This is a genomic window from Paraburkholderia bryophila (genome assembly GCF_003269035.1).
Taxonomy (GTDB): Bacteria; Pseudomonadota; Gammaproteobacteria; order Burkholderiales; family Burkholderiaceae; genus Paraburkholderia; species Paraburkholderia bryophila.
The window spans coordinates 596,038-622,759 of sequence record NZ_QLTK01000001.1 but is presented as its reverse complement, the minus strand read 5'-3'; the positions used below and the strand labels follow the sequence as shown (position 1 = coordinate 622,759).

General features: G+C 64.2%; 25 protein-coding genes. 18 read left to right on the top strand and 7 right to left on the bottom strand.

Translation table 11 applies throughout. The features are described 5' to 3' along the window. Window positions 1–100: 100 nt before the first annotated feature. The 4 genes from BX591_RS02705 to BX591_RS02690 all read left to right on the top strand — a co-directional run bounded on the left by BX591_RS02705 (window position 101) and on the right by BX591_RS02690 (window position 5,368). On the top strand, window positions 101–1,408 hold the full coding sequence (locus BX591_RS02705) for a dicarboxylate/amino acid:cation symporter (RefSeq protein ID WP_111929169.1): 1,308 nt from the start codon (window positions 101–103) through the stop codon (window positions 1,406–1,408). Beyond that, the gene (gene cuyB, locus BX591_RS02700) at window positions 1,405–2,913 is read left to right on the top strand and encodes a cysteate racemase (RefSeq protein ID WP_111929168.1); all 1,509 of its coding nucleotides are present in this window, start codon (window positions 1,405–1,407) and stop codon (window positions 2,911–2,913) included. Before BX591_RS02705 ends, cuyB begins: the two co-directional genes overlap by 4 nt. A 46-nt stretch (window positions 2,914–2,959) precedes the next feature. Further along, the gene (gene aspA / locus BX591_RS02695) at window positions 2,960–4,378 is read left to right on the top strand and encodes an aspartate ammonia-lyase (protein ID WP_111929167.1); all 1,419 of its coding nucleotides are present in this window, start codon (window positions 2,960–2,962) and stop codon (window positions 4,376–4,378) included. 594 nt (window positions 4,379–4,972) lie between these two features. Next, window positions 4,973–5,368 carry a hypothetical protein gene (locus BX591_RS02690; protein WP_244146894.1) on the top strand — a complete coding sequence of 132 codons (396 nt, stop codon included), beginning with the start codon at window positions 4,973–4,975 and terminating at the stop codon, window positions 5,366–5,368. Between the two features lie 96 nt (window positions 5,369–5,464). Here the strand turns inward: BX591_RS02690 and BX591_RS02685 are convergent, their stop codons facing one another. The 4 genes from BX591_RS02685 to hmpA form a co-directional block, all read right to left on the bottom strand. Next, window positions 5,465–5,920 (bottom strand): cupin domain-containing protein, encoded by a 456-nt coding sequence (locus BX591_RS02685; protein WP_111929165.1) that lies wholly within the window; start codon window positions 5,918–5,920, stop codon window positions 5,465–5,467. Window positions 5,921–6,033: 113 nt separating this feature from the next. Continuing rightward, window positions 6,034–6,702, bottom strand: a complete 669-nt coding sequence (locus BX591_RS02680) for an FMN-dependent NADH-azoreductase (protein WP_111929164.1) — start codon at window positions 6,700–6,702, stop codon at window positions 6,034–6,036. Then, window positions 6,699–7,259 carry an RrF2 family transcriptional regulator gene (locus BX591_RS02675; protein ID WP_111929163.1) on the bottom strand — a complete coding sequence of 187 codons (561 nt, stop codon included), beginning with the start codon at window positions 7,257–7,259 and terminating at the stop codon, window positions 6,699–6,701. Before BX591_RS02675 ends, BX591_RS02680 begins: the two co-directional genes overlap by 4 nt. A gap of 113 nt (window positions 7,260–7,372) precedes the next feature. Continuing rightward, on the bottom strand, window positions 7,373–8,554 hold the full coding sequence (gene hmpA / locus BX591_RS02670) for an NO-inducible flavohemoprotein (protein WP_111929162.1): 1,182 nt from the start codon (window positions 8,552–8,554) through the stop codon (window positions 7,373–7,375). Window positions 8,555–8,666: 112 nt separating this feature from the next. Here hmpA and norR point away from each other — a divergent pair, with 112 nt between their 5' ends. The 3 genes from norR (at window position 8,667) to BX591_RS02655 (ending at window position 11,561) form a co-directional block, all read left to right on the top strand. After that, window positions 8,667–10,259 (top strand): nitric oxide reductase transcriptional regulator NorR, encoded by a 1,593-nt coding sequence (norR, locus tag BX591_RS02665; protein WP_111929161.1) that lies wholly within the window; start codon window positions 8,667–8,669, stop codon window positions 10,257–10,259. A 140-nt stretch (window positions 10,260–10,399) separates the two neighbouring features. Next, entirely contained in the window at window positions 10,400–11,029 is a 630-nt protein-coding gene (locus tag BX591_RS02660) for a hypothetical protein (protein WP_111929160.1), read from the top strand. 13 nt (window positions 11,030–11,042) lie between these two features. After that, a complete protein-coding gene (locus tag BX591_RS02655) occupies window positions 11,043–11,561 on the top strand; it encodes a M48 metallopeptidase family protein (RefSeq protein ID WP_111929159.1) in 519 nt (172 codons plus the stop codon). Window positions 11,562–11,564: 3 nt separating this feature from the next. Here the strand turns inward: BX591_RS02655 and BX591_RS02650 are convergent, their stop codons facing one another. Then, the gene (locus BX591_RS02650) at window positions 11,565–13,916 is read right to left on the bottom strand and encodes an FdhF/YdeP family oxidoreductase (protein WP_111929158.1); all 2,352 of its coding nucleotides are present in this window, start codon (window positions 13,914–13,916) and stop codon (window positions 11,565–11,567) included. A 189-nt stretch (window positions 13,917–14,105) separates the two neighbouring features. Between BX591_RS02650 and BX591_RS02645 the strand changes: the two genes are divergently transcribed. The 4 genes from BX591_RS02645 to BX591_RS02635 are packed head-to-tail and all read left to right on the top strand — an operon-like array spanning window position 14,106 to window position 17,354. Continuing rightward, the gene (locus BX591_RS02645; protein ID WP_111929157.1) at window positions 14,106–15,566 is read left to right on the top strand and encodes an aminotransferase-like domain-containing protein; all 1,461 of its coding nucleotides are present in this window, start codon (window positions 14,106–14,108) and stop codon (window positions 15,564–15,566) included. 59 nt (window positions 15,567–15,625) lie between these two features. Continuing rightward, the gene (locus BX591_RS02640; protein ID WP_111929156.1) at window positions 15,626–15,994 is read left to right on the top strand and encodes a helix-turn-helix domain-containing protein; all 369 of its coding nucleotides are present in this window, start codon (window positions 15,626–15,628) and stop codon (window positions 15,992–15,994) included. 8 nt (window positions 15,995–16,002) lie between these two features. Beyond that, window positions 16,003–16,227: a hypothetical protein gene (locus BX591_RS35965; protein ID WP_146749716.1), complete on the top strand. Its 225-nt coding sequence runs from the start codon at window positions 16,003–16,005 to the stop codon at window positions 16,225–16,227. Then, window positions 16,224–17,354 (top strand): BMP family ABC transporter substrate-binding protein, encoded by a 1,131-nt coding sequence (locus BX591_RS02635; protein ID WP_111929155.1) that lies wholly within the window; start codon window positions 16,224–16,226, stop codon window positions 17,352–17,354. Before BX591_RS35965 ends, BX591_RS02635 begins: the two co-directional genes overlap by 4 nt. 36 nt (window positions 17,355–17,390) lie before the next feature. Here the strand turns inward: BX591_RS02635 and BX591_RS02630 are convergent, their stop codons facing one another. Continuing rightward, window positions 17,391–18,122, bottom strand: a complete 732-nt coding sequence (locus BX591_RS02630) for a lysozyme inhibitor LprI family protein (protein ID WP_111929154.1) — start codon at window positions 18,120–18,122, stop codon at window positions 17,391–17,393. A 323-nt stretch (window positions 18,123–18,445) separates the two neighbouring features. On the opposite strand from BX591_RS02630, the gene BX591_RS02625 reads away from it, so the two are divergent. Beyond that, complete coding sequence (locus BX591_RS02625; RefSeq protein WP_111929153.1) at window positions 18,446–19,315, top strand: SH3 domain-containing protein; 870 nt, start codon at window positions 18,446–18,448, stop codon at window positions 19,313–19,315. Window positions 19,316–19,488: 173 nt separating this feature from the next. On the opposite strand, the gene BX591_RS02620 is transcribed toward BX591_RS02625, so the two are convergent. Then, entirely contained in the window at window positions 19,489–20,352 is an 864-nt protein-coding gene (locus tag BX591_RS02620) for a LysR family transcriptional regulator (protein WP_111929152.1), read from the bottom strand. 96 nt (window positions 20,353–20,448) lie between these two features. Here BX591_RS02620 and BX591_RS02615 point away from each other — a divergent pair, with 96 nt between their 5' ends. The 6 genes from BX591_RS02615 (at window position 20,449) to BX591_RS02590 (ending at window position 26,667) form a co-directional block, all read left to right on the top strand. After that, window positions 20,449–21,015: a DUF4865 family protein gene (locus BX591_RS02615; protein ID WP_111929151.1), complete on the top strand. Its 567-nt coding sequence runs from the start codon at window positions 20,449–20,451 to the stop codon at window positions 21,013–21,015. 166 nt (window positions 21,016–21,181) lie between these two features. Beyond that, window positions 21,182–23,539, top strand: a complete 2,358-nt coding sequence (locus BX591_RS02610; RefSeq protein ID WP_111929150.1) for a putative bifunctional diguanylate cyclase/phosphodiesterase — start codon at window positions 21,182–21,184, stop codon at window positions 23,537–23,539. A 169-nt stretch (window positions 23,540–23,708) separates the two neighbouring features. Further along, the gene (locus BX591_RS02605; RefSeq protein ID WP_111929149.1) at window positions 23,709–23,900 is read left to right on the top strand and encodes a hypothetical protein; all 192 of its coding nucleotides are present in this window, start codon (window positions 23,709–23,711) and stop codon (window positions 23,898–23,900) included. Window positions 23,901–24,010: 110 nt separating this feature from the next. Then, the gene (locus tag BX591_RS02600) at window positions 24,011–25,411 is read left to right on the top strand and encodes an FAD-containing oxidoreductase (protein WP_111929148.1); all 1,401 of its coding nucleotides are present in this window, start codon (window positions 24,011–24,013) and stop codon (window positions 25,409–25,411) included. A gap of 154 nt (window positions 25,412–25,565) precedes the next feature. Next, complete coding sequence (locus BX591_RS02595; RefSeq protein WP_111929147.1) at window positions 25,566–26,141, top strand: TMEM175 family protein; 576 nt, start codon at window positions 25,566–25,568, stop codon at window positions 26,139–26,141. Window positions 26,142–26,169: 28 nt separating this feature from the next. After that, window positions 26,170–26,667 (top strand): metallophosphoesterase family protein, encoded by a 498-nt coding sequence (locus tag BX591_RS02590; RefSeq protein WP_111929146.1) that lies wholly within the window; start codon window positions 26,170–26,172, stop codon window positions 26,665–26,667. Window positions 26,668–26,722 lie beyond the last annotated feature (55 nt).

The following is a 26,722-nucleotide window of genomic DNA, read 5'->3' as shown; positions in this document are numbered from 1 at the left end:
ATCCGTCCAGACACAGAGACGGGCTCGTACAGCCCGGCTTCTGCCCTTCATGCGCGCGGTGTGCGACTCGCTCACCGGCGCTACCCCTGGACGGATTCACATGAAGAATCGCCTCACTCTCTACATCTTTGTCGGCATGGTGCTCGGCGTCGTCGTCGGGTATCTCTGTCACCGCTCGGTGGCGAATGCCGATGAAGCGAAGGCCGTTGCCGGCTACTTCTCGATCATCACCGACATCTTTCTTCGCCTCGTGAAGATGATCATCGCGCCGCTGGTGTTCGCCACGCTCGTCTCCGGGCTCGCGGGCATGGCGGGCACTAGCGACGTGCGCCGCATCGGCTTTCGCTCGGTGGGATGGTTCCTGTGCGCGTCGCTGCTGTCGCTCGCGCTCGGCCTGGTGCTGGCGAACGTGTTTCAACCGGGCGCGGGGCTCAATCTGGTGCAGACCAGCGCCGACGTCAGCACCGGGCTGAACACCGCCGGCCTGAACTTCAAGGATTTCGTCACGCACGCGTTTCCGACCAGCATCGTCGACGCGATGGCCCGCAACGACATTCTGCAGATTCTCGTGTTCTCCGTGCTGTTCGGCGTGGTGCTGAGCGTGATCAAGAGCGACCCGCGGGTCGCGCCGCTGGTGGCCGGCGTCGACGCACTCGTGCCCGCCATGCTGAAACTCACCGACTACGTGATGCGCCTTGCGCCGATCGGCGTGTTCGGCGCGCTGGCCTCGGCGATCACCGTGCACGGGCTGGATGTGCTGACCACCTACGGCAAGCTGATCGGCAGCTTCTACGTGGGCCTCGTCCTGCTGTGGACGCTGCTCGTGGGGCTCGGCTATGTCTTTCTCGGCAAGCCGATCTGGGCGCTGCTGAAGGCGATTCGCGAACCCGCCATGCTCGCGTTTTCGACGGCGAGTAGCGAAGCGGCGTACCCGCGCCTGACGGAAAAGCTCGAGGAATTCGGCGTCGACAAGAAGGTGGTCGGCTTCACGCTGCCGCTGGGTTACGCGTTCAACCTCGACGGTTCGATGATGTACCAGGCGTTCGCGGCGATTTTCATTGCGCAGGCTTTCGGCATGGAGATGCCGCTGGGCACCCAGATCATGATGCTGCTGGTGCTGATGGTGAGCAGCAAGGGCATGGCGGGCGTGGCGCGTGGTTCGGTGGTGGTCGTCGCGGCGGTCGCGCCGATGTTCCATCTACCGCCGTCCGGCGTCGTGCTGATTCTCGCGATCGATCAGATCCTCGATATGGGCCGAACCGCCACCAACGTGATCGGCAACAGCATTGCAACGGCGGTGATCGCGAAGTGGGAAAGCAAACGCGCGCTCAAACAGGGGACTGCGGCTGTCGCGGTCGCGGACCTGGATGAACCGGCTTACGCGCAATGGCAAGGCGAGACGAAATGAACGAAGGGCCGGCAAAGAGTGTGCGTAAGTTCGGCGTGGTAGGTGGACTGGGACCGCTCGCGAGCGCGGACGTATTTTTCAAGCTCGTCAAATCGACGCCCGCAACCAGCGACGCCGAGCACTTCGACGTGATCTTCGAGCAGCACCCGTTCCGAACCTCCGGTGCGGGAACGCAGGCGACCACGGAGCGCAAGCTGTATATCTTCGATCTGATCAGCCGCTTCGAAAAGCAGGGTGTGACGACGGTGGTGTTGCCTTGTTTTCTCAGCCATACCTTTATCGACGAACTGCGGGCCAATTCGCCGCTGCAGATCGTCGACATGGTCGAGGCCGTGCGCAGTCACGTTCGGCGGCGCTTTCCGTCGGTGCGTCGGATCGGCGTCCTCGCTTCGGACTACACGCGCCGCAAAGGCCTGTTCGAGCAGTATTTTGCGTCGCCCGAATTCGAGGTGGTGTATCCGCGTCAGCGCAACGGCCTGGATCTCGTTACCGAGGCGGTGTATGGCGCGCAGGGCGTGAAGAGCGGCAACCTGAACGGCCGGCCGGTGACGCTGTTACGCGAAGCGTGCGAAGACCTGATCGCGCAGGGCGCGACGATCATCGTGCCGGGGCTAACGGAAATCGCGCTGGTTGCAGCGGAGATCGGGTCCTTGCCGGTGCCGCTGCTCGATTCGAATCTGGCCTACGCACAGTATGTTGTGTCGGGGCAGTACGCGTCGCCGGAAACGCTATTCAAGGTGGGCGTGGTGGGCGGTGTGGGCCCGGCGGCGACCGTGGACTTCATTCACAAGATCGTGCGCAATACACCCGCCAAACGGGACCAGGATCACATCAAGCTACTGGTCGAACAGAACCCGCAGATTCCGGATCGCACGGAAAGTCTGATTGGCGATGGCTCCGATCCGACCATCTCCCTTTACGCGACCTGCAAGAAGCTCGAAGCGGGCGACGCGGATCTCATCGCGATTCCGTGTAACACCGCGCATGCGTTCGTCGAACGTATTCAACCCTATCTGAGCATTCCGATCGTCAACATGCTGACGGTGACGGTGCGCTATCTGCGCGAGCATTTTCCAGCGCTGCGTTCGGTCGGCGTGCTGGCGACCTCGGGGACGGTGGAAAGCGGCGTCTACGAAAAGGCGCTGATGTCGCAAGGGTTGCAGCAGGTTGTGCCGGGGCCGGCCTTGCAGGCTCGCGTCATGGACGCGATTTACGGTGAAGAGGGTGTGAAGGCGGGTTTCACGAGCGGACAGTGTCAGCTCGATATCGCCGCCGCGATCGATGGACTTATCGAACAAGGCGTGGAAGTGGTCATTCTCGGTTGCACCGAATTGCCGCTGCTGCTTCCGCAGACCGATTACGTGGGGACGAACGGCGCGACGGTGCGCCTCGTGGATCCCACCGATGTGCTTGCGCGGCAATGCGTTGCCTATGCCACGGCTGCTGCTTCTGCTTCTGGCATCGCAGCGGCGAGCACCGCTGCCGCGGAAATACACCACGTCTGAACGACCGCATCACGTCTCTGCCGTCATTTTTACTTTCGAGGAATTCATGCTCTCAGCCAACGAACGTATCGAACACGATCTTCTCGGCGACCTCGCCGTGCCCGCATCGGCCTATTACGGCGTGCACACATTGCGCGCATTGGAGAACTTCCCGATCACGGGGATTCCTATTTCGGTGTATCCGAATCTCATCAATGCGCTGGCGAGTGTCAAGGAAGCAGCCGCACTGGCGAATTACGATCTCGGGCTACTCAGCGAGCTCAAGATGTCGGCCATCGTTCAAGCGTGCCGGCAGGTTCGCTCCGGCGTCGCGCATGAACACTTCGTGGTGGATGTCATTCAGGGCGGCGCGGGAACCTCCACCAACATGAACGCCAATGAGGTCATCGCCAATCTCGCGCTCGAACACCTCGGGCATCAGCGAGGCGAGTACAGCGTTCTGCACCCCAACGAGGACGTCAACCTCGGTCAAAGCACCAACGACGTGTACCCCACGGCGCTGAAGATCGCGACCTACGCGGGCATCATGCAATTGATCGATGCGATGGGCGTGCTGCGTGCGTCGTTCGAACGCAAGGCGGAAGAATTCAGAAGCGACCTGAAGATGGGCCGAACGCAACTGCAGGATGCCGTGCCGATGACGTTGGGGCAGGAGTTCAGCACCTTCGCCGTCATGCTCGGCGAAGACGAAGAACGCCTGAGAGAAGCGTCGAAATTGATCTGCGAGATCAACCTGGGCGCGACGGCGATTGGTACGGGCATCAATACGCATCCACAGTACGCCGGGCTGGTCTGTACTCATTTGAGCAGCGTGACGGGCATTGCGCTCACCACGTCGCCGAATCTGGTGGAGGCGACTCAGGACGTCGGTTCGTTCGTGCAATTGTCCGGCGTGCTGAAGCGGGTGGCCGTCAAGCTGTCGAAGACCTGCAACGATTTGCGACTTCTGTCGAGCGGTCCTCGCGCGGGGTTGGGGGAAATCAATCTACCGCCGGTGCAGGCGGGCTCCAGCATCATGCCGGGCAAGGTCAATCCGGTGATTCCGGAAGTCGTCAATCAGATCGCGTTCGAGGTGATCGGCAACGACGTGACCGCGAGTTTCGCGGCGGAGGCGGGACAGCTTCAGCTCAACGCGTTCGAGCCGATCATCGCGCACAGTCTCTTCAAAAGCGTGGCCCATCTGCGGGCAGGGTGCTTGACGCTGGCGTCCCGATGCGTGGACGGGATCACCGCCAATCGCGACCGCTTGCGAGCAATCGTGGAAAACTCGATTGGAATCGTGACCGCGCTCAACTTGTATATCGGCTACACGCATGCGACGGAAGTCGCGCAGGAAGCGCTCGCTTCCGGTCGAAGCGTGGCTGAGATCGTGGTGGAGAAAGGGCTCTTGAGTCAGACGCAGCTCGATGAGATCTTGCAGCCTGCGATGTTGACTCAGCCGAGGAAGGTGGGGACGGTGTCGTAGGCGTTGGTTGGGCCGACGGCGCGTGTGAGCGCCGCCGGCTATTTGCCGGGTTCTTAAGTTGGATGCGAGACAGTGGCGCCGGACTGCACTGGCCGCGTCGCAACCTGATGGCCCGCGCTTTCAGCGGGATAATCCCTGTCGGCTGCGGGGCGAGGCTAACCGCCCAGCCCAATAGACTCCTATAGCCGCACCGATTGGTCAATAGAGACGTGTGCTCAATTGATCATCGGCGAAGCCGGTCCGATACTCGCCTTAACGTCCCCTCGCTCATAAAAATCATGGCCATGCCAACGATGAGAGCAGACCTGTTCGACGCCGCGCGTTCCCGGTTCCTATCCGGGTTTGCCCGCAAGATTCAGGGCAACGCCGGCACAGGGGCCGCGAGACTCAAGGGAGCCTGACATGGCGTACACCGATCTGGCGGTACTTGGGGGAGTCGGGGTTCTAGCACTGGCTTGCCTCGCCGTATGCGGCGTGTATGTGTACTGGGGCAGCGACCGATATCGCCGTCGGCAGCAAAAGCACGCGGCGCAAAAAAGCGTCGCTCAGGTGGTGGCTCTGGATAACAAAAACCTTACAGGAGCGCGAGCAACCATGGGTACCGAACTCAGTCACCTCTGCAAGACCTCCCTGTATCGCGCGGTGTTCAGCCACGATCACGACGAAAGCGTCGTGTTTCTGAGCGCCGACAGCCGCGACGACGCGCGAGCGCGCGCCGCCGCCGCGCTGGCCGCGATTCATCGACTCCCGGTTCAGGAAGTGACGCTCAGCAATCTGGCTTCGTTTCGCGAGCTGGTCGACATCGGCGTGAGCGACGATGAAGACGTACGGATCTTCGAGCTTGCATGGAAAGGGCCGCAGGTCAGCGCGTGGGTCGAGCATCCGCTGTTCCTGATCAACGATCCGAGTCTGCTCGGCAAGTGGGCCGAACTGTATGCGGATCTGGCGCGGGAAGTCGCGCTCGCCGCAATCGACCGGGCGCGCGGTTAATCGCGCCGGCTGTTCAGCAGCGCCCGGAGATTGCCAGTGCGCACGCACGCGCTGACAATCCTCCCGGCAGCCAGATGCCGTACGGCGTCTGGCTGATTACTTCTTGTCCACCGTCACCAGATCCTTGTCCTTGCTGTCCGCGACGAAAATAGCGAGCAGCCTGGCGGGTTCGGTGTCGCTCGCGTTTTCGCTGACGGTGTGATGCGCGCCCGGCTTTTCGGTCCAGTGCTCGCCGGCGTGATAGACGTGCGTCTCGCCCCCGTCGACCTGACTGCGAATCGCGCCGGACAGCACATAGCCGACCACGAACGCCTGACCATGCCGATGCGCGGGCGTCTTGCCGCCGGGCGCGTAGTCGACGATCAATGCGGTCATCGTCTTGCCCGGCACGTTGGCGATCGGTTCGACGAAGGCGGGCGCGATGGTTTCGCGCGGCGCGGTGGCGGAAGATGCAGCGGGGGCCGAGGCTTCTGCGGCGTCAACGGCCTGCGAAGCGGCAGCGACCGAAAGAACGGCGAACGTCGTCGCCGTGATGAGTGAACGAAGATTCATGACGGATTTCCTGGCTGGATAATTTCAATGACCGATTTAACGGCGACACGCTTCCCGATGCTTCGGATGACGAATCGTCCACTACGTCAGTACGGGAAATATTTCGACTGCGATTACGCAGTCAGCGACGCTTCGTCGGCTTCGACTTGCGACTGCGCATCCGCCCATTGCGCGGCGACGGCGTCCAGCTCACGATGCGCGCGTTCGAGCGCTTCGGCGCGAGCTTGCTGATCCGAGAACTGCAGCGGCTGCGCATCGACGAACGTGGGGTTCGCCACGCCGATAAATCCGAACGCGGCTTTCAATGCCGGTGTGAGTGCGTCCATCGACGAGAACGGGGCGGTGCGCAGATCCGCACCGCGGCTCGTGATGAAGAGGGTTTTCTGCCGCTGAAGCTGCCCTTCGATACGGCCGCCTTCGGCAAAGACGTACGTGAGCCCGGTGCGCGTGATGTTGTCGATATAGGCCTTGAACGCGGAAGGCATCGACCAGTTGTACATCGGCATGGCGAAAATCAGCGCATCGGCATCGAGCAGGCGACGGCAGAGCGCGTCCGAGGCCGCCAGGGTCGCCTTCATGGTCGGTGTGCGCTCCTGCTCCGGCGTGTAGGTGGCAATCGCAAACGCTTCGGTGACATGCGCGGGGGTATCGACCGTGACGTCCAGATAATCGATCTCGAGCGCCACGCCTTCACTGCGCAGGCGTTCGATGAAATAGCGGCTCAACGCGCGCGAATTGGAACGTTCGCGCTTGGCGCTCGCGTCGACGTGCAGGACTTTCACGACTTCTCTCCTTGATGGGAATTTCGATGAGGATGGCCGCTCTCGCTGCGGCGCGTGGACGAGCGGTGCCCGAGCCACTTGACGACCTGATGCCCGTAGGTGGCGGGCGCTTTTTGGACCGTGCGTGTCGCCAGATCGGCTAGCGAATGCGCGGCGAGCGATTCAGTCATGCGCTTTTCGGCATCCAGCATCACGGCATGGATCGAGCACACGCCACGCGTGGCCCATGCCGGCGGTTTATCGCCGAACACCGCGCAATTCGCGCGGATTTCGCGGCAATCGAACAGCGCCTTGTTGCCGTCGATCGCATTCACGACGTCGAGCACGCTGATCTCGGCCGCCGGCCGTGCCAGCCGGAAGCCGCCTCGCACGCCTTCGGTCGCGGCAACGATGCCGGCCCGCGAGAGCTTGGTGAACAGCTTGGCGACGTACTCCACCGGCACGCCCTGAAGCTCCGCGAGATCTTTCGCGCTCGCGTCGCTCACGCCGGCAGCGGGATCGCTGAGATAGAGCAGGCAATGCAACCCATACTCGACACCTGTGCTGATGTGTGACATTTCCTTAACTCCGACTCACGATATCGTAGTTAAGAATGTAGTCGACTTTGGCCTCAGGTGCAACCCCAGGTTTGTGGAACAGATTGTTGCTATTCGACGACGCGACTATTCGCCTATTCCAGCGCCGCAGCCGGGCCGAAGAACTCGTAGCGGCTTTGCGACTCGGGTACGCCGAGCGCTTTGAGATGCTTCTTCATGGCTTTCATGAACGCGATCGGGCCGAGAAAATAGACGTCGATGTCGCGCGTCCGCGGCAGCCAGCGATCGAGCCGCGCCGCGTCGAGATAGCCGATCCCATGCACGTCGGCGTCCTGTTCGCGGCGCTGCTCGTAGCAATAGAAGCGCTTCAGTTGGGGATGGCGCGCGGCCAGTTGCTCGATCGTGTCGCGGAACGCATGAACGCCGCCGTGCCGCGCGGAATGGATGAAATGCACCGGACGTCCGCTGCCGAGCGCGGCCTGCAGCATCGCCAGTGTCGGGGTGATGCCGACGCCGCCGCTGATCAGCACGAGCGGTTTGTCGCCGGGCTGAAGGGTGAAATCGCCGGCCGGCGCGAACAGGTCCAGCGTGTCGTTTTCCGCGACCTGCTCGTGCAGGTAATTCGACACCTGGCCATTGGGCTCGCGCTTCACGCTGATGCGGTACTCGCGGCCATCGGCCATGGCCGACAGCGAATAGTTGCGGCGCACTTCAACGCCGTCTATCACGAGCCGCACGCCGATGTACTGCCCCGGCTCGAACGCGAGCAACGCGCCGGCGTCCTCGGGGCGCAGATGGAACGACGTGATCTCGTCGCTTTCGCGCACCTTGCGAGCCACGCGGAACCGCCGCGTGCCGCGCCAGCCGCCGGGCGCCGCCTCGCGTTCGGCGTACATCGTTTCCTCGACGCCGATCAGCAGATCGGCGAGTTGCTGGTAAGCAGCGGCCCAGGCTTCGATCACCGCGTCGGTGGCGATCTCCGCGCCGAGCACTTCGCGGATGGAGCGCAGCAGACACCGGCCGACAATCGGATAGTGCTCGGGCAGGATATTCAGCGCGACGTGCTTGTTGGTGACTTGTCCGACGAGACCGCCGAGCTGGTCGAGCCTGTCGATGTGGCGCGCGTACATCAGCACGCCGTTGGCGAGCGCGCGTTGCTGCGCGCCGCTGGCCTGATTGGCCTGGTTGAACAGCGGGCGCACCTCGGGATACGCCTCGATCATCAGATCGTAGAAGTGGGTGGTCAGCGCTTCGCCGCCGCTTTCGAGCAGCGGCACGGTGGCTTTGACGATGGCGCGATGTTCGGGAGAAAGCATGGATCAGTCCTCGTGGTGAGTGGATAACGGGCCGGGTCGCGGCCAATGCCTTCTCTATCCATGTTTCATGCCAGGTGTAAAATCCCAATAAATCAATGGGATATTTTCATATATGGTCGATTCGACTCTGGTCAAAGAGACTCCATCGGCAGTCGGATTGACTGCGCGGGCGGTGTTGGATGTGCTGACGCCGCTGATCCAGGATCTGTCGCGCGAGTTGTCCGACAGCGAGCGCTTTCGCCGTTTGTTGAGCAGCCTGCGCACGCTGTTTCCCGGCGACGCGGCGGCGCTGTTGCGCCTTGAAGGCGACACGCTGGTGCCGCTCGCGATCGACGGCCTGAGCAGCGACACGCTCGGGCGGCGCTTTCGTGTGAGCGAGCATCCGCGTTTCGCGCAATTGCTCGCGCGGCCCGAGCCGACCCGCTTCGCCGCCGATTCCGATTTGCCCGACCCCTACGACGGCCTGGTGCAGGGCATGGCGGGGCATCTCGAGGTCCACGATTGCCTCGGCTGTCCGCTGCTGATCGGCGGCCGCCCGTGGGGGCTTCTCACCCTCGACGCGTTGGACCCGGCGCGTTTCGACGCGATCGACATGGCCTCGTTGCAGGCCTTCCTGAGCCTCGCGGCGGCGACCGTCAGCGTGGTGGAGCGAATCGACACGCTGGCGCGCACGGGCGAAGAAGAGCGGCGGCGTGCCGAAGCGTATCGGCAGGCGAGCGGGCAGAGCCGTCGCGAGATGGTCGGCAGCAGCGCGTCGCACACGCATCTGCTCGAAGAAATCGACGTCGTGGCCGGCAGCGATCTGACCGTGCTGATTACCGGCGAGACCGGGGTCGGCAAGGAACTGGTGGCGAACGCGATTCACGCGCTCTCTGCGCGGGCCGGCAAGCCGATGATCAGCCTCAACTGCGCGGCCTTGCCGGATACGCTGGTGGAAAGCGAATTGTTCGGGCACGTGCGGGGGGCGTTCTCCGGCGCGTCGTCGGACCGGCGCGGCAAATTCGAACTGGCCGACGGCGGTACGCTGTTTCTGGACGAAGTCGGCGAATTGCCGCTTGCCGTGCAGGCTAAATTGCTGCGCGTGCTGCAAAACGGCCAGTTGCAACGCATCGGCTCGGATCACGAGCACAAGGTCGACGTTCGCCTGATCGCCGCGACGAATCGCGATCTCGCCGAAGAGGTGAGGGCGGGCCGCTTTCGTGCCGATCTTTATCACCGGCTCAGTGTTTATCCGCTACGTGTGCCGCCGTTGCGCGAACGCGGCCGGGACGTGTTGTTGCTGGCCGGTTTCTTCCTCGAAGAAAACCGCTCGCGGCTCGGCTTGCTGAGTCTGCGTCTTGCCGCCGACGCGCAAGCCGCGCTACTGCGTTATCCCTGGCCGGGCAACGTGCGGGAACTCGAACATCTGATTGGACGTAGCGCGCTGAAGGCGCTGGCGAGCAATCGCGAGCGGCGGCGGATTCTCACGCTGAACGCGGCGGATTTCGCTTTTTCCGGTGCGTTCGCCGAACCGCGGGAAGGCGTGCCTGCAAACGCGCCGGCGGTCGTGGAGAAGGATTTTCGTAGCGCGGTGACGGCGTTCGAGCGGAGCATCGTGGTCGAGACGCTGGAGCGGCATCGGCAAAATTGGGCCGCGGCGGCGCGCGAACTCGGCCTTGATCGCGCGAACCTCAACCGGCTCGCGAAGCGGCTCGGGTTGAAGTAGCGCGGCACGCATCCCAGGTTAGACTTCGTGGATGAAAAACACCGATCCAACCGGCGTGGTTCGTCGGCTGTCGCCGGGAACGCAATTCACCGCCGGGAAGCCGGCTGATGAAGACATGTGGACGTTCAACGGAGAAGCAGATGAGCAGTGAAAAATCGAAGCGCGCGCGCCGCGCCGCCGAAGACCTTTTCGGCGGATTGCCGGCCGGCGGTTCCACGGCGGCGAGCCGCCCGTCGAACCCTTTCGGCGACCCGTTCGCCGACTCGCCCCGTTTCGTGCCCGCGGACGATCTGCTGGTTACCTTGCCGGCTGAAATGGAATTGCCGCCCGGCTATGCCGATTCGGCGGCCATGCGCGACGCACTCACGCGCGCGTGGCGGATGGACTGGATCAAGGTCGGCAAAAACGAGTGCGTCGTCAGACTGCCGGTCGACTGGATCGCGGATAAATCGGTGGACGGCGTGCTGCGCATCAAGGGCGCCGGCATCGTGCGCGCCGAGGGCCGGCTGGTGAAGGGCGCCACGCTGCTGATCCTGCCGCGTTACTACCTGAAGGCCGAGTTCCACGACCTGAACGAACACTGCCGGATCGTCGTGCGGGACCGCGCGCGCAATAACGCCATCCTCAAGGAATCGTTCTGGGACACGCGCAGCGGCCCGAATCATCCGCAGTGGAAGGTGCTGTCCGACTGGCTGGACACGCAGTACCCCGAGCATCGCGATCCGCTTCGCTACTGGGACGATTGCGAAGACAACGTCCGCTCCGCCTGAGCCGCGCATCGTCATGTCGCATCTGAAATACCTGACCGGCTATCCGGCGCCGCTGCAGGAAAAGGTGAAGAAGATGATCGCCGGTGAGCAACTCGGCGCGTATCTCGCCGAGCGTTATCCGCACACGCACGAGGTGCAAACCGACCGGGCGTTATACGCCTACTGCGCCGAGCTGAAACGTGAACACCTGCGCAGCGCGGAGCAGATCGACAAGGTCACGTACGACAGCAAGCTCGACGTCGTGCGTCATGCGCTCGGTCTGCACACCAGCATCTCCCGCGTGCAGGGCGGCAAGCTGAAGGCGAAGAAGGAAATTCGCGTGGCGTCGCTGTTCAAGGCGGCCGCGCCGGAGTTTCTGAAAATGATCGTGGTCCACGAACTCGCGCATCTGAAGGAAAGCGATCACAACAAGGCTTTCTACCGGTTGTGCGAGTTCATGCAGCCGGGTTACCACCAGATCGAATTCGATTTGCGTCTGTATCTGACGCATCGCGACCTGACGAAGAGCCAGGTCGCGCGTTCGGTGCTTTAAGCCTCAAGCCGCCACGGCCTCGTGCGCGTCGAGCAGTTCACCCGTTTCCCCCACCGTCATTCTCGACGCCTTCAACAGCACCGGAATCGACTTCGAGGTCGGCGTGCCCGCGCCGTCGGCGACGGAGGAGAGCGGCACCAGCGGATTCGTCTCCGGATAGTAAGCGCCGAGGCAACCGCGCGGAATGTCGTACTCCACCAGCAGGAAACCGTCCGCGTGACGCTCGATGCCATCGGCCCACACGCTCGTGATATCGACCCGCTGACCGACGGAGAAACCGAGCATCGCGATATCGTCCTTATGGGCGAACAGCACGCGCCGTTGTCCGTAGACGCCGCGATAACGGTCGTCGAGACCGTAAATCGTGGTGTTGTACTGGTCGTGCGAACGCGTCGTCATCAACGTCATCAAACGCTCGCCGTATTGTTTGCGCGCCTGGTGAATCGGCGTGTCGACAGCGATTGCATGCACCAGGAACTGCGCCTTGCCGCTCGGCGTTTTCCAGATCCGCTCGCGTGACGCCACACCGAGGTGAAAACCGCCGGGCGTCTTGAGTCGCTCGTTGTAATCGTGGAAACCGTCGATCACCTGCGCGATGCCGTCGCGGATCAGCGCGTAGTCCGCCGTCTGCGCGAGCCAGTCCACTTTGTCGCTGCCGAGCGTGGCATGTGCCATGCGGGCGACGATCGCGATTTCCGACAGCAGATTCTCCGACGCCGGTTTGTTCATCCCATACGAGATGTGCACCATGCTCATCGAGTCCTCGACGCTCACGCCTTGCGCCACGCCGTTCTGCAGATCGATCTCGGTGCGCCCGAGGGTCGGCAGAATCAGCGCGTCGCGGCCGTGGATAAGATGGCTGCGGTTCAGCTTGGTGGTGATGTGTACGGTCAACGCGCACGAACGCATCGCTTCCCACGTGCGCGGCGTGTCCGGCGTCGCGATCGAGAAGTTGCCGCCCAGGCCGATGAACACTTTCACCTGACCGTCGAGCATTGCCTGAATCGTGTTGACGACGTCAAGTCCGTGCTCGCGCGGCGGCTCGAAATCGTAGACCTCGCCGAGCCGGTCGAGAAACGCCTGGGTCGGCCGTTCCTCGATGCCGACCGTGCGGTCGCCCTGCACGTTCGAGTGGCCGCGCACCGGGCACAGACCCGCGCCGCGCCGGCCGATATTGCCGCGCATCATCATCAGGTTCGACAGCAGCTGAATGGTCGGTACCGAATTCTTGTGCTGCGTGAGGCCCATGCCCCACGTCGAGATCACGGCGCGGCCCTTCACGTAGATGTCGGCGAGCTTCAACACTTCGTCGAACGGCACGCCGGCTTCGGCGACGATCGTGTCCCAGCTTTCAGCGCGCAGGTCGTCGGCGAACACGTCGAAGCCCACGGTGTGTTGCGCGAGGAAGTCGAGGTCAAGCACGCGCTCCAGACCGCTGGCCTGCGCTTCGTCGTCGAGTTCGATCACGCGCTTGGCCACGCCCTTGATCAGCGCGAAGTCGCCGCCGACTTTCGGGCGAATGAACACGGAGCTGATCTTCGTGCTGCCCATGGTCAGCATTTCCACCGGATGCTGCGGGCTCGCAAAGCGTTCGAGGCCGCGCTCTTTCAGCGGATTGATCGACACGATGGTCGCGCCGCGCTTCGCGCATTCGCGCAGTTCGCCGAGCATGCGCGGATGGTTGGTGGCCGGATTCTGGCCGAAGATCAGCAGCGTGTCGGCGTGTTCGAAATCGTCGAGCGTGACGGTGCCCTTGCCGATGCCGACCGTGCCCGGCAAACCGCGGCTGGTCGCTTCGTGGCACATGTTCGAACAGTCGGGGAAGTTGTTGGTGCCGTACATGCGCACGAACAACTGGTACAGGAAGGCGGCTTCGTTGCTGGCGCGGCCGGAGGTGTAGAACGCGGCCTCGTCGGGATGGTCGAGCGCGTTCAGATGGCGCGCGATCAGGTCGAACGCTTCGTCCCAGCCGATCGGCACGTAACGGTCGCGCAGCGCGTCGTACACCAGCGGATCGGTCAGGCGGCCGTGCTGTTCGAGTTCGAAATCGGACTGCGCCATCAGCGCCTCGACCGTGTGGGCTTCGAAGAACGCGGGCGTGACGCGTTTGCTGGTCGCCTCGGCGGCGACCGCCTTCACGCCGTTTTCGCAGAATTCAAAGGTGGACGCGTGCTCGCGGTCCGGCCACGCGCAGCCCGGGCAGTCGAAGCCGTTCGGCTGATTCTGCTTGAGCAGCGTGCGGTAGTTGCCGCCCGCCACCTTCTCCTTGAGCAGGTTGATGGCGACGTATTTCAACGCGCCCCAGCCGGCGGCGGGGTGCGTGTAGGGTTCGATGCGAGCTTCGGGTTTCTTCATGATCTTGCCGCCGGGTAGGCCTCGACATGGCTTTTTGAGCCGATACCGTCAGCCTACTGTGTTCCAAATGGTGCGCAGCATACAGAAAATTGGAAAGGAGAGGGATACAGTTGCCGGGTTTTTGGCATAGACTGCGTCCCAGCCCATACCGATGCGAGCGTCCGGTGAGTCTTCTATGAGGCCAAGTCCTTGAAACTGTACGAAAAGCTTGCCGCGGAAATGACGGAGGCCGTCCGCCGCGGCGTGTTCGCGCCGGGCGAGCGGATTCCGTCGGTGCGACAGGCGAGCCAGCAGCACGGCGTCAGCATCAAGACGGTGCTGCATGCGTACGCGCTACTGGAAAGCCTGGGGATCGTCGAGACCCGGCCGCAGTCGGGCTATTTCGTCCGCGACGCCGTGGCGACGGCCGCCGCGCTCGAGCGGGCGGCGGACTCGGCGGTGTCCGAGCCGCAGCGTCTGACCAATCAGCCCGCGCCGCAGGCGTCGCCGGTGGCGGCCGCGGTCGACGTGAGCCGGCTGGTGCTGTCCACGCTGCGCAGCATTCGGGCCCACGACGCCGTGCCGTTCGGCTCGCCGTATCCCGATCCGTCGCTGTTCCCGTGGCGGCGCATCAATCAGTACGCGAACGCGATCGCGCGACGTCAGGCGAGCTGGAATCTGATCGACGATCTGCCGCCGGGCAACCCCGAACTGATCCGCCAGATCGCGAGGCGTTACGCCGAAAACGGCGTGCCGGTCGATCCCGGCGAGATCGTCGTCACGCTCGGCGCGACCGAGGCGATCAACCTCAGCCTGCAAGCCGTTGCCAAACCGGGCGACACGGTGGCCGTCGAGTCGCCGACCTACTACGCGATGCTGCACGCGATCGAACGTCTGGGCATGCGCGCGATCGAGGTGGCGACGCATCCCGTGCACGGCATCGACATCGACGCGCTCGCGCGAGTGATTGCCGAACAGAAGATCGCCGCCTGCATGGTGATGCCGAACTTCCAGAATCCGCTCGGTTTCCAGATGCCCGACGCGCGCAAACAGCAACTCGTGGCATTGCTCGGCGCGCACGAGATTCCCGTGATCGAGAACGACGTCTATCAGGAACTGTATTTCGGCGACACGCGGCCTTCGACGCTGAAGAGCTTCGACACGCGCGGACTGGTGCTGCATTGCGCGTCGTTTTCGAAGAGTCTGACCGCGTCGTACCGGATCGGCTGGGCGCTGCCGGGACGGTATCGCGCGCAGGTCGAGAAGCTGAAGTTTCTCAACACGCTGACCACGCCGTCGGTGCCGCAGGTCGCCGTGGCGGATTATCTGCGCAATGACGGCTACGATCGGCATTTGCGGCACGTGCGCAGGGTGTACCGGCAACAGGCGCGCATCATGACGGCGCTGGTGCAGCGGTTTTTTCCGGCCGGCACACGGATGTCGACGCCGCAGGGCGGCTATGTGCTGTGGGTGGAATTGCCCGAGCGGGTGGACTCGATGCGGCTTTATCAGGCGGCGCTCGCGCGCAGCATCACGGTGGGACCGGGGATGATGTTTTCGACGCGCAACGACTTCCGCCATTTCATCCGGCTGAACTACAGCTATCCGTGGACGCCGCAGACGGAAGCGGCATTGAAGACCCTGGGCGAACTGGTCACGCAGATGGCGTGAGTCCGCTGAGTGGCATCTTATGAGACTGAAGGGTTAGGCGCAGAGACTGGAGACAAACCATGCAAGACGACGAAATCGATCCCGTGCTGGTGGCCGTGCTTGCGCAATTGTGGCGGGCGCATCGCGAGACGCCGGGCGCCGCGTGGTCGCTCGCCAAACTGTCGAAGCAGGCCGGCGTGCCGATGAGCGGTCTGCGCCGGCAATTGACGGCGCTGGCCGATGGCGGGTTGGTGGAGACCACGTTCAATGAGGAAGGTACTGGCACGGCGCGCCTGAGCGAACCCGGCGAGGGTTTGTGCGCGGAGTTGTTCGGCGACAGCGCGGGCGACGGTGACGACGGTGACGACGGTGACGATGATGGTGATGATGGTGATGATGGCGATGCGCCCGATCAGCAGCATCCGGACCGGCCGCCGAAGATCCACTAAGCCATCCCATGAGCGCGATGCCGGACACCGCGCCGATCGAAACGCGGGCGTCGTTCAAACGTATTTGCCTCACCGGTACGCGAAAAATCGACGCGCCCCACGCCCGCAAAAAAATTTTCGCGCTGAAATTGACCTCCGAATATGGCCCCCTATGCTGGAGCCTCGCCTGGCGATGTCGAGCCATGCCGGGCGCTGCGGCGGGGCACCTTTATCCATCTTCGGAGAATTCATGAAAACAAAGCTGGCGCGAGCACTCCATTATTCATTGCGCATTAGAGCCGTCCGTGCCCTGCTGGCTGCGACGCTCACGCTAGGCGCGGGCGGCGCGACGCAGGTCGCGCTCGCGGCCGCAGCGCAGCCGCTCGGCATCGCGTTCGTCTACCTCGGCAACCCGGGCGACGCCGGCTGGACCTATGCGCACGAACAGGGCGTCAAGGCGGTCGAGGCGAAATTCGGCGACAAGGTCAAGGTGACGCGTGTCGAGAACGTGCCGGAGTCGGCGGATTCGGAGCGCGTGTTTCGCGATCTGGCGTCCAAGGGTAACAAGATCGTGGTCGGCTCCAGCTTCGGTTTCCAGGACTTCGAACTGAAGGTCGCGAAGGATTTTCCGGACACCGTGTTCGAACACGCGACCGGCTACAAGAAAGCGGCCAACTTCGCCACCTATGACGTGCGCACTTATCAGAGCGCCTACCTCGCGGGTCTCGTCGCGGGTTACACGACGAAGTCGAACATGCTCGGCTTCGTGGGTTCGGTGCCGGTGCCCGAAGTGGTGCGCAACATCGACGCGTTCACGATGGGCGCGCGCTCGGTCAATCCGAAGGCGCGGGTGAAGGTGGTGTGGATCAATAGCTGGTTCGATCCGGGCCTCGAAAAACAGGCCGCCGAAACGCTGGTCGGGCAGGGCGCCGACGTGCTGATCCAGAACACCGATTCGACCGCGACCATGCAGACCGCCGAGCAGAAGAAGGTGCACGCGTTCGGCTGGGATTCCGACATGAAGAAGTTCGGACCGAACGCGCAACTCGGCGCGTGCGTGAGCAACTGGGGCGTGTACTACACGCATCTGGTGGATCAGGTGATGGCGGGCACGTGGAATAACACGCCGGTCTGGTGGGGGCTGAAAGAGAAAGCGATCGACCTCGCCGATATCAATACCGACGCCGTCTCACCGGTCGCGCAAAAGGCGTTGAGCCAGAAGCGCGACGACATCGTCGCGGGGCGCTTCGATCCGTTCGCCGGGCCGATCGTAGATCAGTCCGGCGTGGTGAAGGTGGCGGCCGGGAAGTCGTTGAGCGATCCCGAGTTGTTGCGCTTGAACTGGTTCGTGCAAGGCGTGGATGGGTCGCTGCCCAAGTGACGGTGGGCTCGGTTTTGAGCGGCCTTAGCGGCCTTCTCATGGCGCGGCGGCTGCGGCCACCTCCGTCGGCGCGGCGGGTTCGAGCGTCGCGACGCCGCAGAACCAGTCGCTGCCGTGCGGCGTGTATTTCCATCGGCTGCCGTGCTCCCTGAGCACGGTGGCACACTGGTCGTTCACCACGATGCCGGGATTGGCGGCGGTGCATTGGCGCGTCATCGTTGCGGTTGTTGGCGCGGACGCGAGCGACGGGTTGAGGCGGGTATCCGCTGCGGTCGGCGGGGTCGTAGAGGCGGCAGCGGCCGCCGCAGTTACCGCGGATGAGGTGCTCGCAGCGATCGCCGCAGTCACGGCACTCGACGCACCCGACGCACCCGACGCACTCGCGGCAGCCGGTGCAATTTTCATCGCCGACGCAGCCATCGACTTCAAGTCCGGTTGCGTGCCAGTCTGCAAGCTCGCGTTCAAGCGCTGCAGTTCCTCGATACGCGTCGCGTACCACCTCGACAGACACACCGCATCGCGGCAGTTCGCTTCCCGCCACGCCCATTTGCTGTCGCTGTCGTTGAGAAACGCGCGCCGGTTGACGACTCGCCGCCGCGCTTTCCAGTACAGTTGGCCTAGCGTGTCGTCGAGCGTCGAGAGCGCGGGGTCGTCGCAAATCATTCGCTCTGTCGGCGAGCGTCCCTTGTTGCAGTCGAAGCTGGTCGCGTGCGCGGACAGACTGACGAGCATCAGCGCGGCGCTCAGGCAAGGGCGAAGTTTCTTCATGGCGGTCCCGGCAGTGCATGGGTTTTTCATGCCGTCGATGATCGGTCGAGTCGATGCAACCCGGACGCCGGAACAACGTGTGAGTTCGGATGGGTGATTACGAAATCTTGCCGGTCGAGACGCATGCGAAGGATTAACCGGCTTAGGGTCGTGCGTTGACGGAACGCTTTCAGGCATGCGTCGTGCAAAACCGGAAGCAGTGGACGCCGAGGTGTGAACACCACGGTCCTTAGCCCGCGCGCTAGCAGGCCCGCAGCCGGAACGCGGCCGTCGGGAAACGGGAAGCGGGAAGCGGGAAAAAACAGCAGGCAACGGGAGACAGAATGAAACCACACCTCGTTCGAGGTTTTCGATGTCTTTATGCGGCGGCCGGTTTGCTCGCCGTGTCCGCGGGGGCACACGCGCAATCGCAGGCTTATACGAGCAGCACGGTCAATGTGCGCGCCGGTCCCGCATCGGATTACCCGGTCGTGACGCAGTTGCCCGGCGGCGTACCGCTGACCGTGATGGGGTGTCTGAGCAACTATCAATGGTGCGATGTCGCCGCGCCGAATCTGCGCGGTTGGGTCTACGCGGGACGTCTCAGTTATCCGTACCAGGGCGGCAATGTGCCGGTGATGAACTACGGCACGGTGATCGGCCTGCCGATCGTGACGTTCTCGATTGGCGCGTACTGGGGCAATTATTATCGCGGCCGGCCGTGGTACGGGCAGCAGTCGCGCTGGGCGCATCATCCGCCGCCGCCTCCGCCGCGACCCGGTGCGGGACGGCCGCCGGGCGGTGGCCGTCCGGGTGGTCCGCCGCCGGGGAATGCAGGGGGTGGTCGTCCGGGTGGACCGCCGCCGGGGAATGCGGGGGGCGGTCGTCCGGGTGGTCCGCCGCCGGGGAATACGGGGAGTGGTCGTCCGGGTGGACCGCCGCCGGGGAATGCAGGAGGTGGCCGTCCGGGTGGTCCGCCGCCGGGGAATGCAGGGGGTGGCCGTCCGGGTGGTCCGCCGCCGGGGAATGCAGGAAGCGGCCGTCCGGGTGGTCCGCCGCCGGGGAATAGTGGTGCTGGCCGTCCAGGCGGGCCGCAGGGCAATGCGGGCGGCCGTCCTCAGGGCGGTCCTCCGCAAGGTGGCGGAGGGAGGCCACAGGGCGGTGGCAACGGTGGTGGCGGCGGCGGTGGTGGCCGTCCACCCGACCAGCATTAGGTGTGGCGACGCGGCCGTCGAGCGGAATCCGACGGCTCGGCCCGCCTGATTTCGCAACATAACCCTCTACACGCTTAAGCCCACCGACGACGGCCCCTGCGCAGCGGGCCGTCGATTCGTACCTGTCGCTCATCGTCAGACGCGGTGCCCTCACATCGTCAGACTCAGTGCCCTCAATAAGCCCCATTCACAAACGCCGAACTCACCGCCCGCAGCGTCTCCTGCGAACGCCGGTCGCTTAGGCGCGTGTACAGCACCACCTGCGACGCCGGCAACGCCGGCAAGCCCAACCGCTCGCCGACCTCCACCGCGCCGGGCGGCGCCACCCGATGCGCCAACGCGGCGACGGCCAGTCCCGCGCTGACCGCCGCACCGACCGCCATCACGCCGCCGCCGACAAACACCTCCGTCCACGCCACCCCCGCCGCGTCGAGCAGGCCGGTGGCGATCGCGCGAATCCCGCACGGCGCGGCGAGCGTGGCGAGCCGCAGCGGCTGTCCCTCGCGATGCTGCCAGCCCGGCGCCGCGAACCAGCCGAGCCGTTCCCGGGCCAGCAACTGCCCGTCGCGCCGCTCGCCTTCGCGGCGGCCGATCGCCGCGTCCACCTCGCCGCGCTCGAACCACGCCAGCACGTCGCGCGACGCGCCGATCCGCACCTCGATCACGAGCAACGGATCGTAGGCGGCCAGCCGCCCCAGCAGCACCGGCAGATTCGGCCCGGCCACATGGTCGCTGATGCCGAGCTTGAGGCGGCGCTCGGGCGCGTCGGCGGCGCCGGCCAGCGCCTGCTCATGGGCCAGCAGCAACTGGCGGGCCGCGCCGATGAACGCATCGCCGCGCGGCGACAGCCTCACCACGCGCGGCGTGCGTTCCAGCAGCCGGTAACCCAGGCGCTCTTCGAGCCGCTTCAGCTTGAGGCTGATCGCGGCCTGCGAGGTATCCATGGTTTTGGCGGCGCGCGTGAAGCTGCCGAGGTCCGCCACCAGCACGAAAGCCTGGATGGCGTCGAGATCGAGCGGACGGGACAGTGCGGGCATATCAAAACTTTATCGCAGATATAAACCGCCATATCTTGTTCTAATGATTGGGGCGGCGCAAGCTGCGTCCTCAGTCCACACCACGAGGATTCCGCCATGCTCGCCAAACAGTATTCGCACCGCTTGCCGTCCAGCTACGACATGGGAATCATCCGCGAGCGCGCGGCGCGGCGCGGGCCGTTATGGGACGCGACCGAGGGCTTGGGATTCAAGGTGTTCGCCGCCCGCGAGCGCGGCCGTTTCGGCGCAACCGCCAACGTCTATGCATCGGTTTATCTCTGGCTCGACACCGACCAGACCGCCGACTTTTTCATGGGCGATCGCTTTCAGAACGTGATCAACGACTTCGGCCGCCCCGACGTCGAAGTCTGGCTGCCGCTCGACGCCCGCAAGGGACCGGCGCGGCAGGCGCTCGCCTTGTATCGCGACGAGCAGCCGATCGGCGAGCACGAAGACCGCGCGCGCCTGCGCGCCGACTACGCGGCCGACAACCGCCACATCGCCGAACGCGACGACACGGTCGCGGTCGTTGCCGCGCTCGACGTCGCCAACTGGCGGCTGATCCGGCTGACGCTATCCGCGGCGGCGCCGGTCGAGACGGCCGGTCGCACGGTCTACGAAGTGTTGCATGTCGCGGGCCCCGGTATCGCCAGTCTGAAATGAGCGTGCGCGGTGCGTGCCGAGCGGCAAGCACCCGCCGATAACCGATCCGTCGGTCCACAAATCCTAGGAAACGTTATGCGTCGCGAGTAAATCGCGACAGGCTCGCGTAAACCCCGGTGCGCCGCGTACACTAAGCTGCCGATGTTGGATTGGGGGGAGCGCACATATGACTTGTGAAGCGACATCTGGTAGCGCGGCGGAAACCACGCCCGAGAGCAAGCCTGATAACGAGCCTGAGAGCACGCACCATCGGCTGCAACTGGCCGAGCGGATGCTGGCGTCGGAGCGCAGCGTATTGCGGCTGATCACCCGCAATACGCCACTGCCCGAGTTGCTCGACGAAGTCTGCCGTCGCGCGGAAGTGCTGCTCGGCGGCGGCGCGTCGTGCTCGATCCTGCTGCTGGACCCCGACGGCGTTCATATCAGGGTGGGCGGCGCCCCTTCGCTGCCGGCGCACTACAGCGCCGCGCTCGACGGCGCCGAGATCGGCCCGCACGTGGGCTCCTGCGGCACCGCGATGTACGAGCGGCGGCTGGTCGCCGTGGACAATATCGAAACCGATCCGCTGTGGGCGGACTACCGGCACCTGGCGTTGCCGCTCGGCCTGCGCGCCTGCTGGTCGGTGCCGTTCGACAACGACGCCGGCGTCGTGCTCGGCGCGTTCGCGGTGTATCACCGCACGTCGCGCCGGCCGAGCGCCGAGGAAGAAACCATACTGCGCGATATCAGCCGCAGTGTCGGTCTGGCCGTTCATCAGGACGCCATGGTGCAGCGTCTCGAACAAAGCGAAGAGCATCACCGCCTGGTGGTCGATCATCTGATGGAAGGGATCGTCGTGCAGTCGCGCGAGGGCGTGGTGCTGGCCTGCAATCCGAGCGCGCAACGCATGCTGCACACCACATCGCAACTCGTCGGGCGCAGCATCCAGACCGTCATGAAGCGGGCCTATCACGAGGACGGCACGGTCGTGACGGAGGCCGAGCGCCCGACCGTACGGGTGCTGGCGAGCGGCAAGGCGATGCTGGGCGTGACGATCGGTCTGGAACTGATCGACGGCAGCGTCGTCTGGCTCACGGAAAACGTGGTACCGATTTTCAAGCCGGGCGACGCCGTGGCCGCCTCGGTGCTGATTTCATTTACCGACATCGGACCGGTGCGCGAGGCGCAGCGGCAGCTCAAGTTTCTCGCCACCCGCGATTCGCTGACCGGTCTCTATAACCGCGCCTATCTGACCGAGCGGATGCGCGACCTGTTCAAGCCGGGCTCGGCACCCGGCATGCCGGAACTGGCGAGCGTCGCCGTGCTGTTCGTCGACCTGGACAGCTTCAAGAAGGTCAACGACACCGCCGGTCACGAAGCCGGCGACGCCTTGCTGTGCAGCGTCGCAGGGCGTCTGTCGGCGTGTATCGGCCGCGACGACACGCTCGCGCGCGTTGGCGGCGACGAGTTCGTGATCGTGGTCAGCGCGTACGACAACTCCGCGCATCTGATCGGGCTCGCGCGGCGCATTCTCGACATGATCGCGCTGCCGTTCGCGGTGGCGGACACCGAGTACTACCTGGGGGCGTCGATCGGCATCAGCCTGTTTCCCGAAGACGGCCAGGATGTGGCGACACTCATGCGCAATGCCGACTCGGCGATGTATCACGCGAAGCAGCGCGGCCGGAATAACTTCCAGTTCTTTACCGCCGAACTCAATCAGCATCTGCAACGCCGCTTCGTGATCGAACAGGCGTTGCGGCGCGCGCTCGCCGGCAACGAGCTGAGCCTCGTGTACCAGCCGATCGTCGACAGTCAGGACGGTCGCACCATCGGCGCGGAAGCGTTGCTGCGCTGGTACAACGGCGAGCTGGGCAATGTTTCGCCGGTCGAATTCATTCCGGTCGCGGAAGATTCGGGACTGATCGCCGAGATCGGCGAGTGGGTGCTGGCGCGCGCGTGCGAACAGGCGGCGCAGTGGCGGCGGACGCTGGCGCCCGGGTTGATCGTCGCGGTGAACCTGTCGCCGCGGCAGTTCAACGACGGCCTGCTGGAGCGGATCGAACGCTGTCTCGCGCGTTCGGGGCTCGATCCGGCGGCGCTGGAGCTGGAAATCACCGAACGGCTGCTGATGCACGACAGCGACTCCGTGCTGCCGATATTGAGTGCGCTGAACGGCATGGGCGTGCGGATTTCCGTCGACGATTTCGGCACCGGCTACTCGTCGCTGTCGTATCTGAAGCGGTTTCCGCTGCATAACCTGAAAATCGACCGTTCGTTCGTCGCCGGTTTGCCGGATCATCGCGATTCGATCGCAATCACGCAGGCGGTGGTGGCCATGGCGCATTCGCTCGGTATGAACGTGACCGCGGAAGGCGTCGAGACCGTCGAACAGGCGGCGTTTCTGCGCTCGATCAATTGCGACAAGCAGCAGGGCTATCTGTACAGCCGGCCCGTCGGCGCGAGCGCGTATGCCCGTGGGTTGGGCGATGCGCAACTGGGCCTGATCGAAGGCGCGGTGCGGGGTGCGCTTCAGACGCGCTGAAGCGGCACTCAAGCGGCACTGAAGCCGCGCTGAATCCGATTGTTCTGTCTGGCAAACAACTGACTTCGCTTTCCTGGTATTTATCCGCAGGCGCGGTCTCCCTAGAATTCACCCATCGAAACGTAAATGGTGCGTGGCGTCGAAGCGGCGCCGGGCGATGGGAGTTGTCATGCCAGCAGTGATCAGGGATCAGCTTTACCGGCCGTCGGTGGTTCTGCCGATGGTCGCGCTCATGCAGGTGATGGTGTCGCAGGATTTCAACCTTGGCCAGGTCGGCTGGGTGGTGGCGGCGCGCGGTGCGCAGGCCGCGTTGCAACGCTCGCGCCGGCTGATTTGCGCGGCGGCGCACGGCGAGCTTTGAGCGCGTAAAAGCATAAGAGCCATAAGAGCCATAAGAGCACCCAGCACAGGCAACCCGAGGCGCGGAGCGTAAGATGCTACGACCTGCATTCAAGCCCCAGGAGCGTTGCCATGCCACAGCACTTCGACGCGGTCGTGATCGGTACGGGACAAGGCGGCTCGCCGCTGGCCGTACGGCTCGGTGAAAGCGGTCGCAAAACGGCGGTGATCGAGCGGGGCGCCTTTGGCGGGACCTGCGTGAACGTCGGCTGTACGCCGACCAAATCCTATGTGGCCAGTGCCCGCGCGGCGCATGTGGCGCGTCATGCCGCGGAACTGGGCGTGCAGCTGAGCGGGACGGTCAGCGTCGATCTGGCGGCCGTCAAGGCGCGCAAGGACCGGATCATCGGCCAGTCGCGCGACGGGGTCGAGAAATGGCTGCGCGGCACGGACAACGTCGCCGTGTTCAAGGGCCACGCGCGTTTTACCGGCGCCCATACGCTGTCCATCAGCGGGCCGGACGGCGCGGTGATCGACACACTCAGCGCCGACCAAATCTTCATCAACACCGGCACCCGGGCCGTCGTGCCGCCGCTCGAAGGGCTCGAGCGGATTCGCTACTACACCAACTCCAATCTGCTTGAACTGACGGAATTGCCGGAGCATCTGGTGATTGTCGGCGGTAGCTATATCGCGCTCGAATTCGCGCAGATTTTCCGGCGCTTCGGCAGCCGCGTGACGGTGCTCGTGCGGGGCGAACGCGTGCTGACGCGCGAGGATGCCGACTTCGCCGAGTCCGTGCGCAAGGTGCTCGCGCGCGAAGGCGTGGAGTTCCGCTTCGGCGTGCAGCCTTCGCGGGTAGAGCCGCATCCGCATCGCGAGAACGACGTGTGTATCGGCTTCGAGCAGAACGTGCCCGCGCTGGAGGCCTCGCATTTGTTGTTCGCGACCGGGCGCGAGCCGAATACCGACGACCTGGGCCTCGCTGCCGCAGGCATTGCCGTGGACAAACACGGCACGATTCCCGTCGACGGACAACTGCGCACCAACGTGCCGGGCGTCTGGGCGATCGGCGACGTCAACGGACGGGGCGCATTCACCCATACGTCGTACGACGATTTTCAGATCGTCGCGGCCAATCTGATCGATGGCGATTCGCGCAGCGTCGACACCCGCATCATGGCGTATGCGGTGTTCGTCGATCCGCCGCTGGCACGGGTGGGCATGTCGGAGGCCGAGGTACGCAAGGACGGGCGCGCGGCGCTGATCGCCACGATGCCGATGTCGCGAGTGGGCCGCGCGCGCGAACGCGGCGAGACGGATGGCTTCATGAAGGTACTGGTCGATGCGCAGAGCAAGCGGCTTCTCGGTGCGGCTATTCATGGAATCGAAGGGGACGAGGCGATTCACACCTTTATCGACATCATGACGGCCGGGGCGGCGTATCCGACTTTGCAGTTTGCGATGCATGTGCATCCCACGGTGAGCGAACTGGTGCCGACCTTGCTGGATGGGCTGCAAAAAATGGCGTGAAGGGCGCAGGCGCACCCCGACCGCAAGCCCGCGCGGCATTCGACAAAGCCTTCCCCCATCGTCGATAATCGCCCTCGGCGCGAGCCGCCGGTGACGGGGCACACGTACCGGCGGGTTGTGCGCCCAACCGCATTCATTCTCAGGAACCCGAGCGATGGGCAAAGGACGCGTCGAAGCCTTCAGCGATGGCGTAATCGCCATCATCATCACGATCATGGTGCTTGAATTGAAGGTGCCGGACGGCTTCGATCTCGCCGCGCTGCGCCCCATGGTGCCCGTGTTTTGCGCGTACGTGCTGAGCTTCATCTACGTCGGCATCTACTGGAACAATCATCATCACCTGTTCCATACCGTGCAGAAGGTCAATGGCGCGGTGCTGTGGGCGAATCTTCATCTGCTGTTCTGGCTGTCGCTGCTGCCGGCCGTCACGCATTGGGTCGGCGAAAATCATCTGGCGTCGTGGCCGACCGCGATGTACGGCATCGTGCTGATCATGTCGGCGATCGCGTATTTCATTCTGACGCTCGTGCTGATCCGCGAGCATGGACGGGACTCGACGCTTGCCAGGGCGATCGGCAACGACTTCAAGGGCAAGGTCTCGGTGGTCATCTATCTCGCGGGGATCGTGCTGGCGTTTATCGTGCCGTGGCTTTCCGTGACGCTCTATGCGCTTGCCGCCGCATGGTGGCTGGTGCCGGACCGGCGCATCGAACACGTGCTGGAAGCGTAGGGCGGCGAGGGGTGCTCAGGAATTGACAATGTCTTCAGCCACACTCAACCTCGCAGCACCCGCGGTTGCTCGTATCGGGTTGATCGCCGACACGCATAACCTCGTGCGTCCGGAGGCGCTGCACTATCTCGCGGGTTGCGAGGCGATCATCCACGCGGGCGATATCTGCAATCCGGCCGTGCTCGACGCGCTGGTTCAGATCGCACCCGTCACCGCCGTGCGCGGCAACAACGACACGGGCGACTGGGCCGCCTCGTTGCCGACGCACGCAACGCTAACCGTCCATCAGGTGACGATCCTCGTCGTTCACGATATCGCCGACGTCCCCGCCGACCCACGCAGCCAGGGCATCGGCGTGGTGGTGACCGGCCATTCGCACAAACCGTCGATCAGCGAGCGTGACGGCGTGCTGTTCGTCAATCCGGGCAGTGCGGGCCCACGGCGCTTCAGGCTGCCGATTTCCGCCGGCATAGTGCTGGTGGACGGCGCACACGCCAGCGCAACCTTTGATTTGCTGCTGACATAAAAAAAACGGGCCGACATGTCTGTCGACCCGTTTCGTACGATTTTAAATCGATCAA

What these genes read in the sequence shown, in the direction of transcription:
- BX591_RS02705 (WP_111929169.1), top strand. Translation starts at nt 101, where the DNA reads ATGAAGAATCGCCTCACTCTCTACATCTTTGTCGGCATGGTGCTCGGC.
- cuyB (WP_111929168.1), top strand. Translation starts at nt 1,405, where the DNA reads ATGAACGAAGGGCCGGCAAAGAGTGTGCGTAAGTTCGGCGTGGTAGGT.
- aspA (WP_111929167.1), top strand. Translation starts at nt 2,960, where the DNA reads ATGCTCTCAGCCAACGAACGTATCGAACACGATCTTCTCGGCGACCTC.
- BX591_RS02690 (WP_244146894.1), top strand. Translation starts at nt 4,973, where the DNA reads ATGGGTACCGAACTCAGTCACCTCTGCAAGACCTCCCTGTATCGCGCG.
- BX591_RS02685 (WP_111929165.1), bottom strand. Translation starts at nt 5,920, where the DNA reads ATGAATCTTCGTTCACTCATCACGGCGACGACGTTCGCCGTTCTTTCG.
- BX591_RS02675 (WP_111929163.1), bottom strand. Translation starts at nt 7,259, where the DNA reads ATGTCACACATCAGCACAGGTGTCGAGTATGGGTTGCATTGCCTGCTC.
- hmpA (WP_111929162.1), bottom strand. Translation starts at nt 8,554, where the DNA reads ATGCTTTCTCCCGAACATCGCGCCATCGTCAAAGCCACCGTGCCGCTG.
- norR (WP_111929161.1), top strand. Translation starts at nt 8,667, where the DNA reads ATGGTCGATTCGACTCTGGTCAAAGAGACTCCATCGGCAGTCGGATTG.
- BX591_RS02660 (WP_111929160.1), top strand. Translation starts at nt 10,400, where the DNA reads ATGAGCAGTGAAAAATCGAAGCGCGCGCGCCGCGCCGCCGAAGACCTT.
- BX591_RS02655 (WP_111929159.1), top strand. Translation starts at nt 11,043, where the DNA reads ATGTCGCATCTGAAATACCTGACCGGCTATCCGGCGCCGCTGCAGGAA.
- BX591_RS02650 (WP_111929158.1), bottom strand. Translation starts at nt 13,916, where the DNA reads ATGAAGAAACCCGAAGCTCGCATCGAACCCTACACGCACCCCGCCGCC.
- BX591_RS02640 (WP_111929156.1), top strand. Translation starts at nt 15,626, where the DNA reads ATGCAAGACGACGAAATCGATCCCGTGCTGGTGGCCGTGCTTGCGCAA.
- BX591_RS35965 (WP_146749716.1), top strand. Translation starts at nt 16,003, where the DNA reads ATGAGCGCGATGCCGGACACCGCGCCGATCGAAACGCGGGCGTCGTTC.
- BX591_RS02635 (WP_111929155.1), top strand. Translation starts at nt 16,224, where the DNA reads ATGAAAACAAAGCTGGCGCGAGCACTCCATTATTCATTGCGCATTAGA.
- BX591_RS02630 (WP_111929154.1), bottom strand. Translation starts at nt 18,122, where the DNA reads ATGAAGAAACTTCGCCCTTGCCTGAGCGCCGCGCTGATGCTCGTCAGT.
- BX591_RS02625 (WP_111929153.1), top strand. Translation starts at nt 18,446, where the DNA reads ATGAAACCACACCTCGTTCGAGGTTTTCGATGTCTTTATGCGGCGGCC.
- BX591_RS02620 (WP_111929152.1), bottom strand. Translation starts at nt 20,352, where the DNA reads ATGCCCGCACTGTCCCGTCCGCTCGATCTCGACGCCATCCAGGCTTTC.
- BX591_RS02615 (WP_111929151.1), top strand. Translation starts at nt 20,449, where the DNA reads ATGCTCGCCAAACAGTATTCGCACCGCTTGCCGTCCAGCTACGACATG.
- BX591_RS02610 (WP_111929150.1), top strand. Translation starts at nt 21,182, where the DNA reads ATGACTTGTGAAGCGACATCTGGTAGCGCGGCGGAAACCACGCCCGAG.
- BX591_RS02605 (WP_111929149.1), top strand. Translation starts at nt 23,709, where the DNA reads ATGCCAGCAGTGATCAGGGATCAGCTTTACCGGCCGTCGGTGGTTCTG.
- BX591_RS02600 (WP_111929148.1), top strand. Translation starts at nt 24,011, where the DNA reads ATGCCACAGCACTTCGACGCGGTCGTGATCGGTACGGGACAAGGCGGC.
- BX591_RS02595 (WP_111929147.1), top strand. Translation starts at nt 25,566, where the DNA reads ATGGGCAAAGGACGCGTCGAAGCCTTCAGCGATGGCGTAATCGCCATC.
- BX591_RS02590 (WP_111929146.1), top strand. Translation starts at nt 26,170, where the DNA reads ATGTCTTCAGCCACACTCAACCTCGCAGCACCCGCGGTTGCTCGTATC.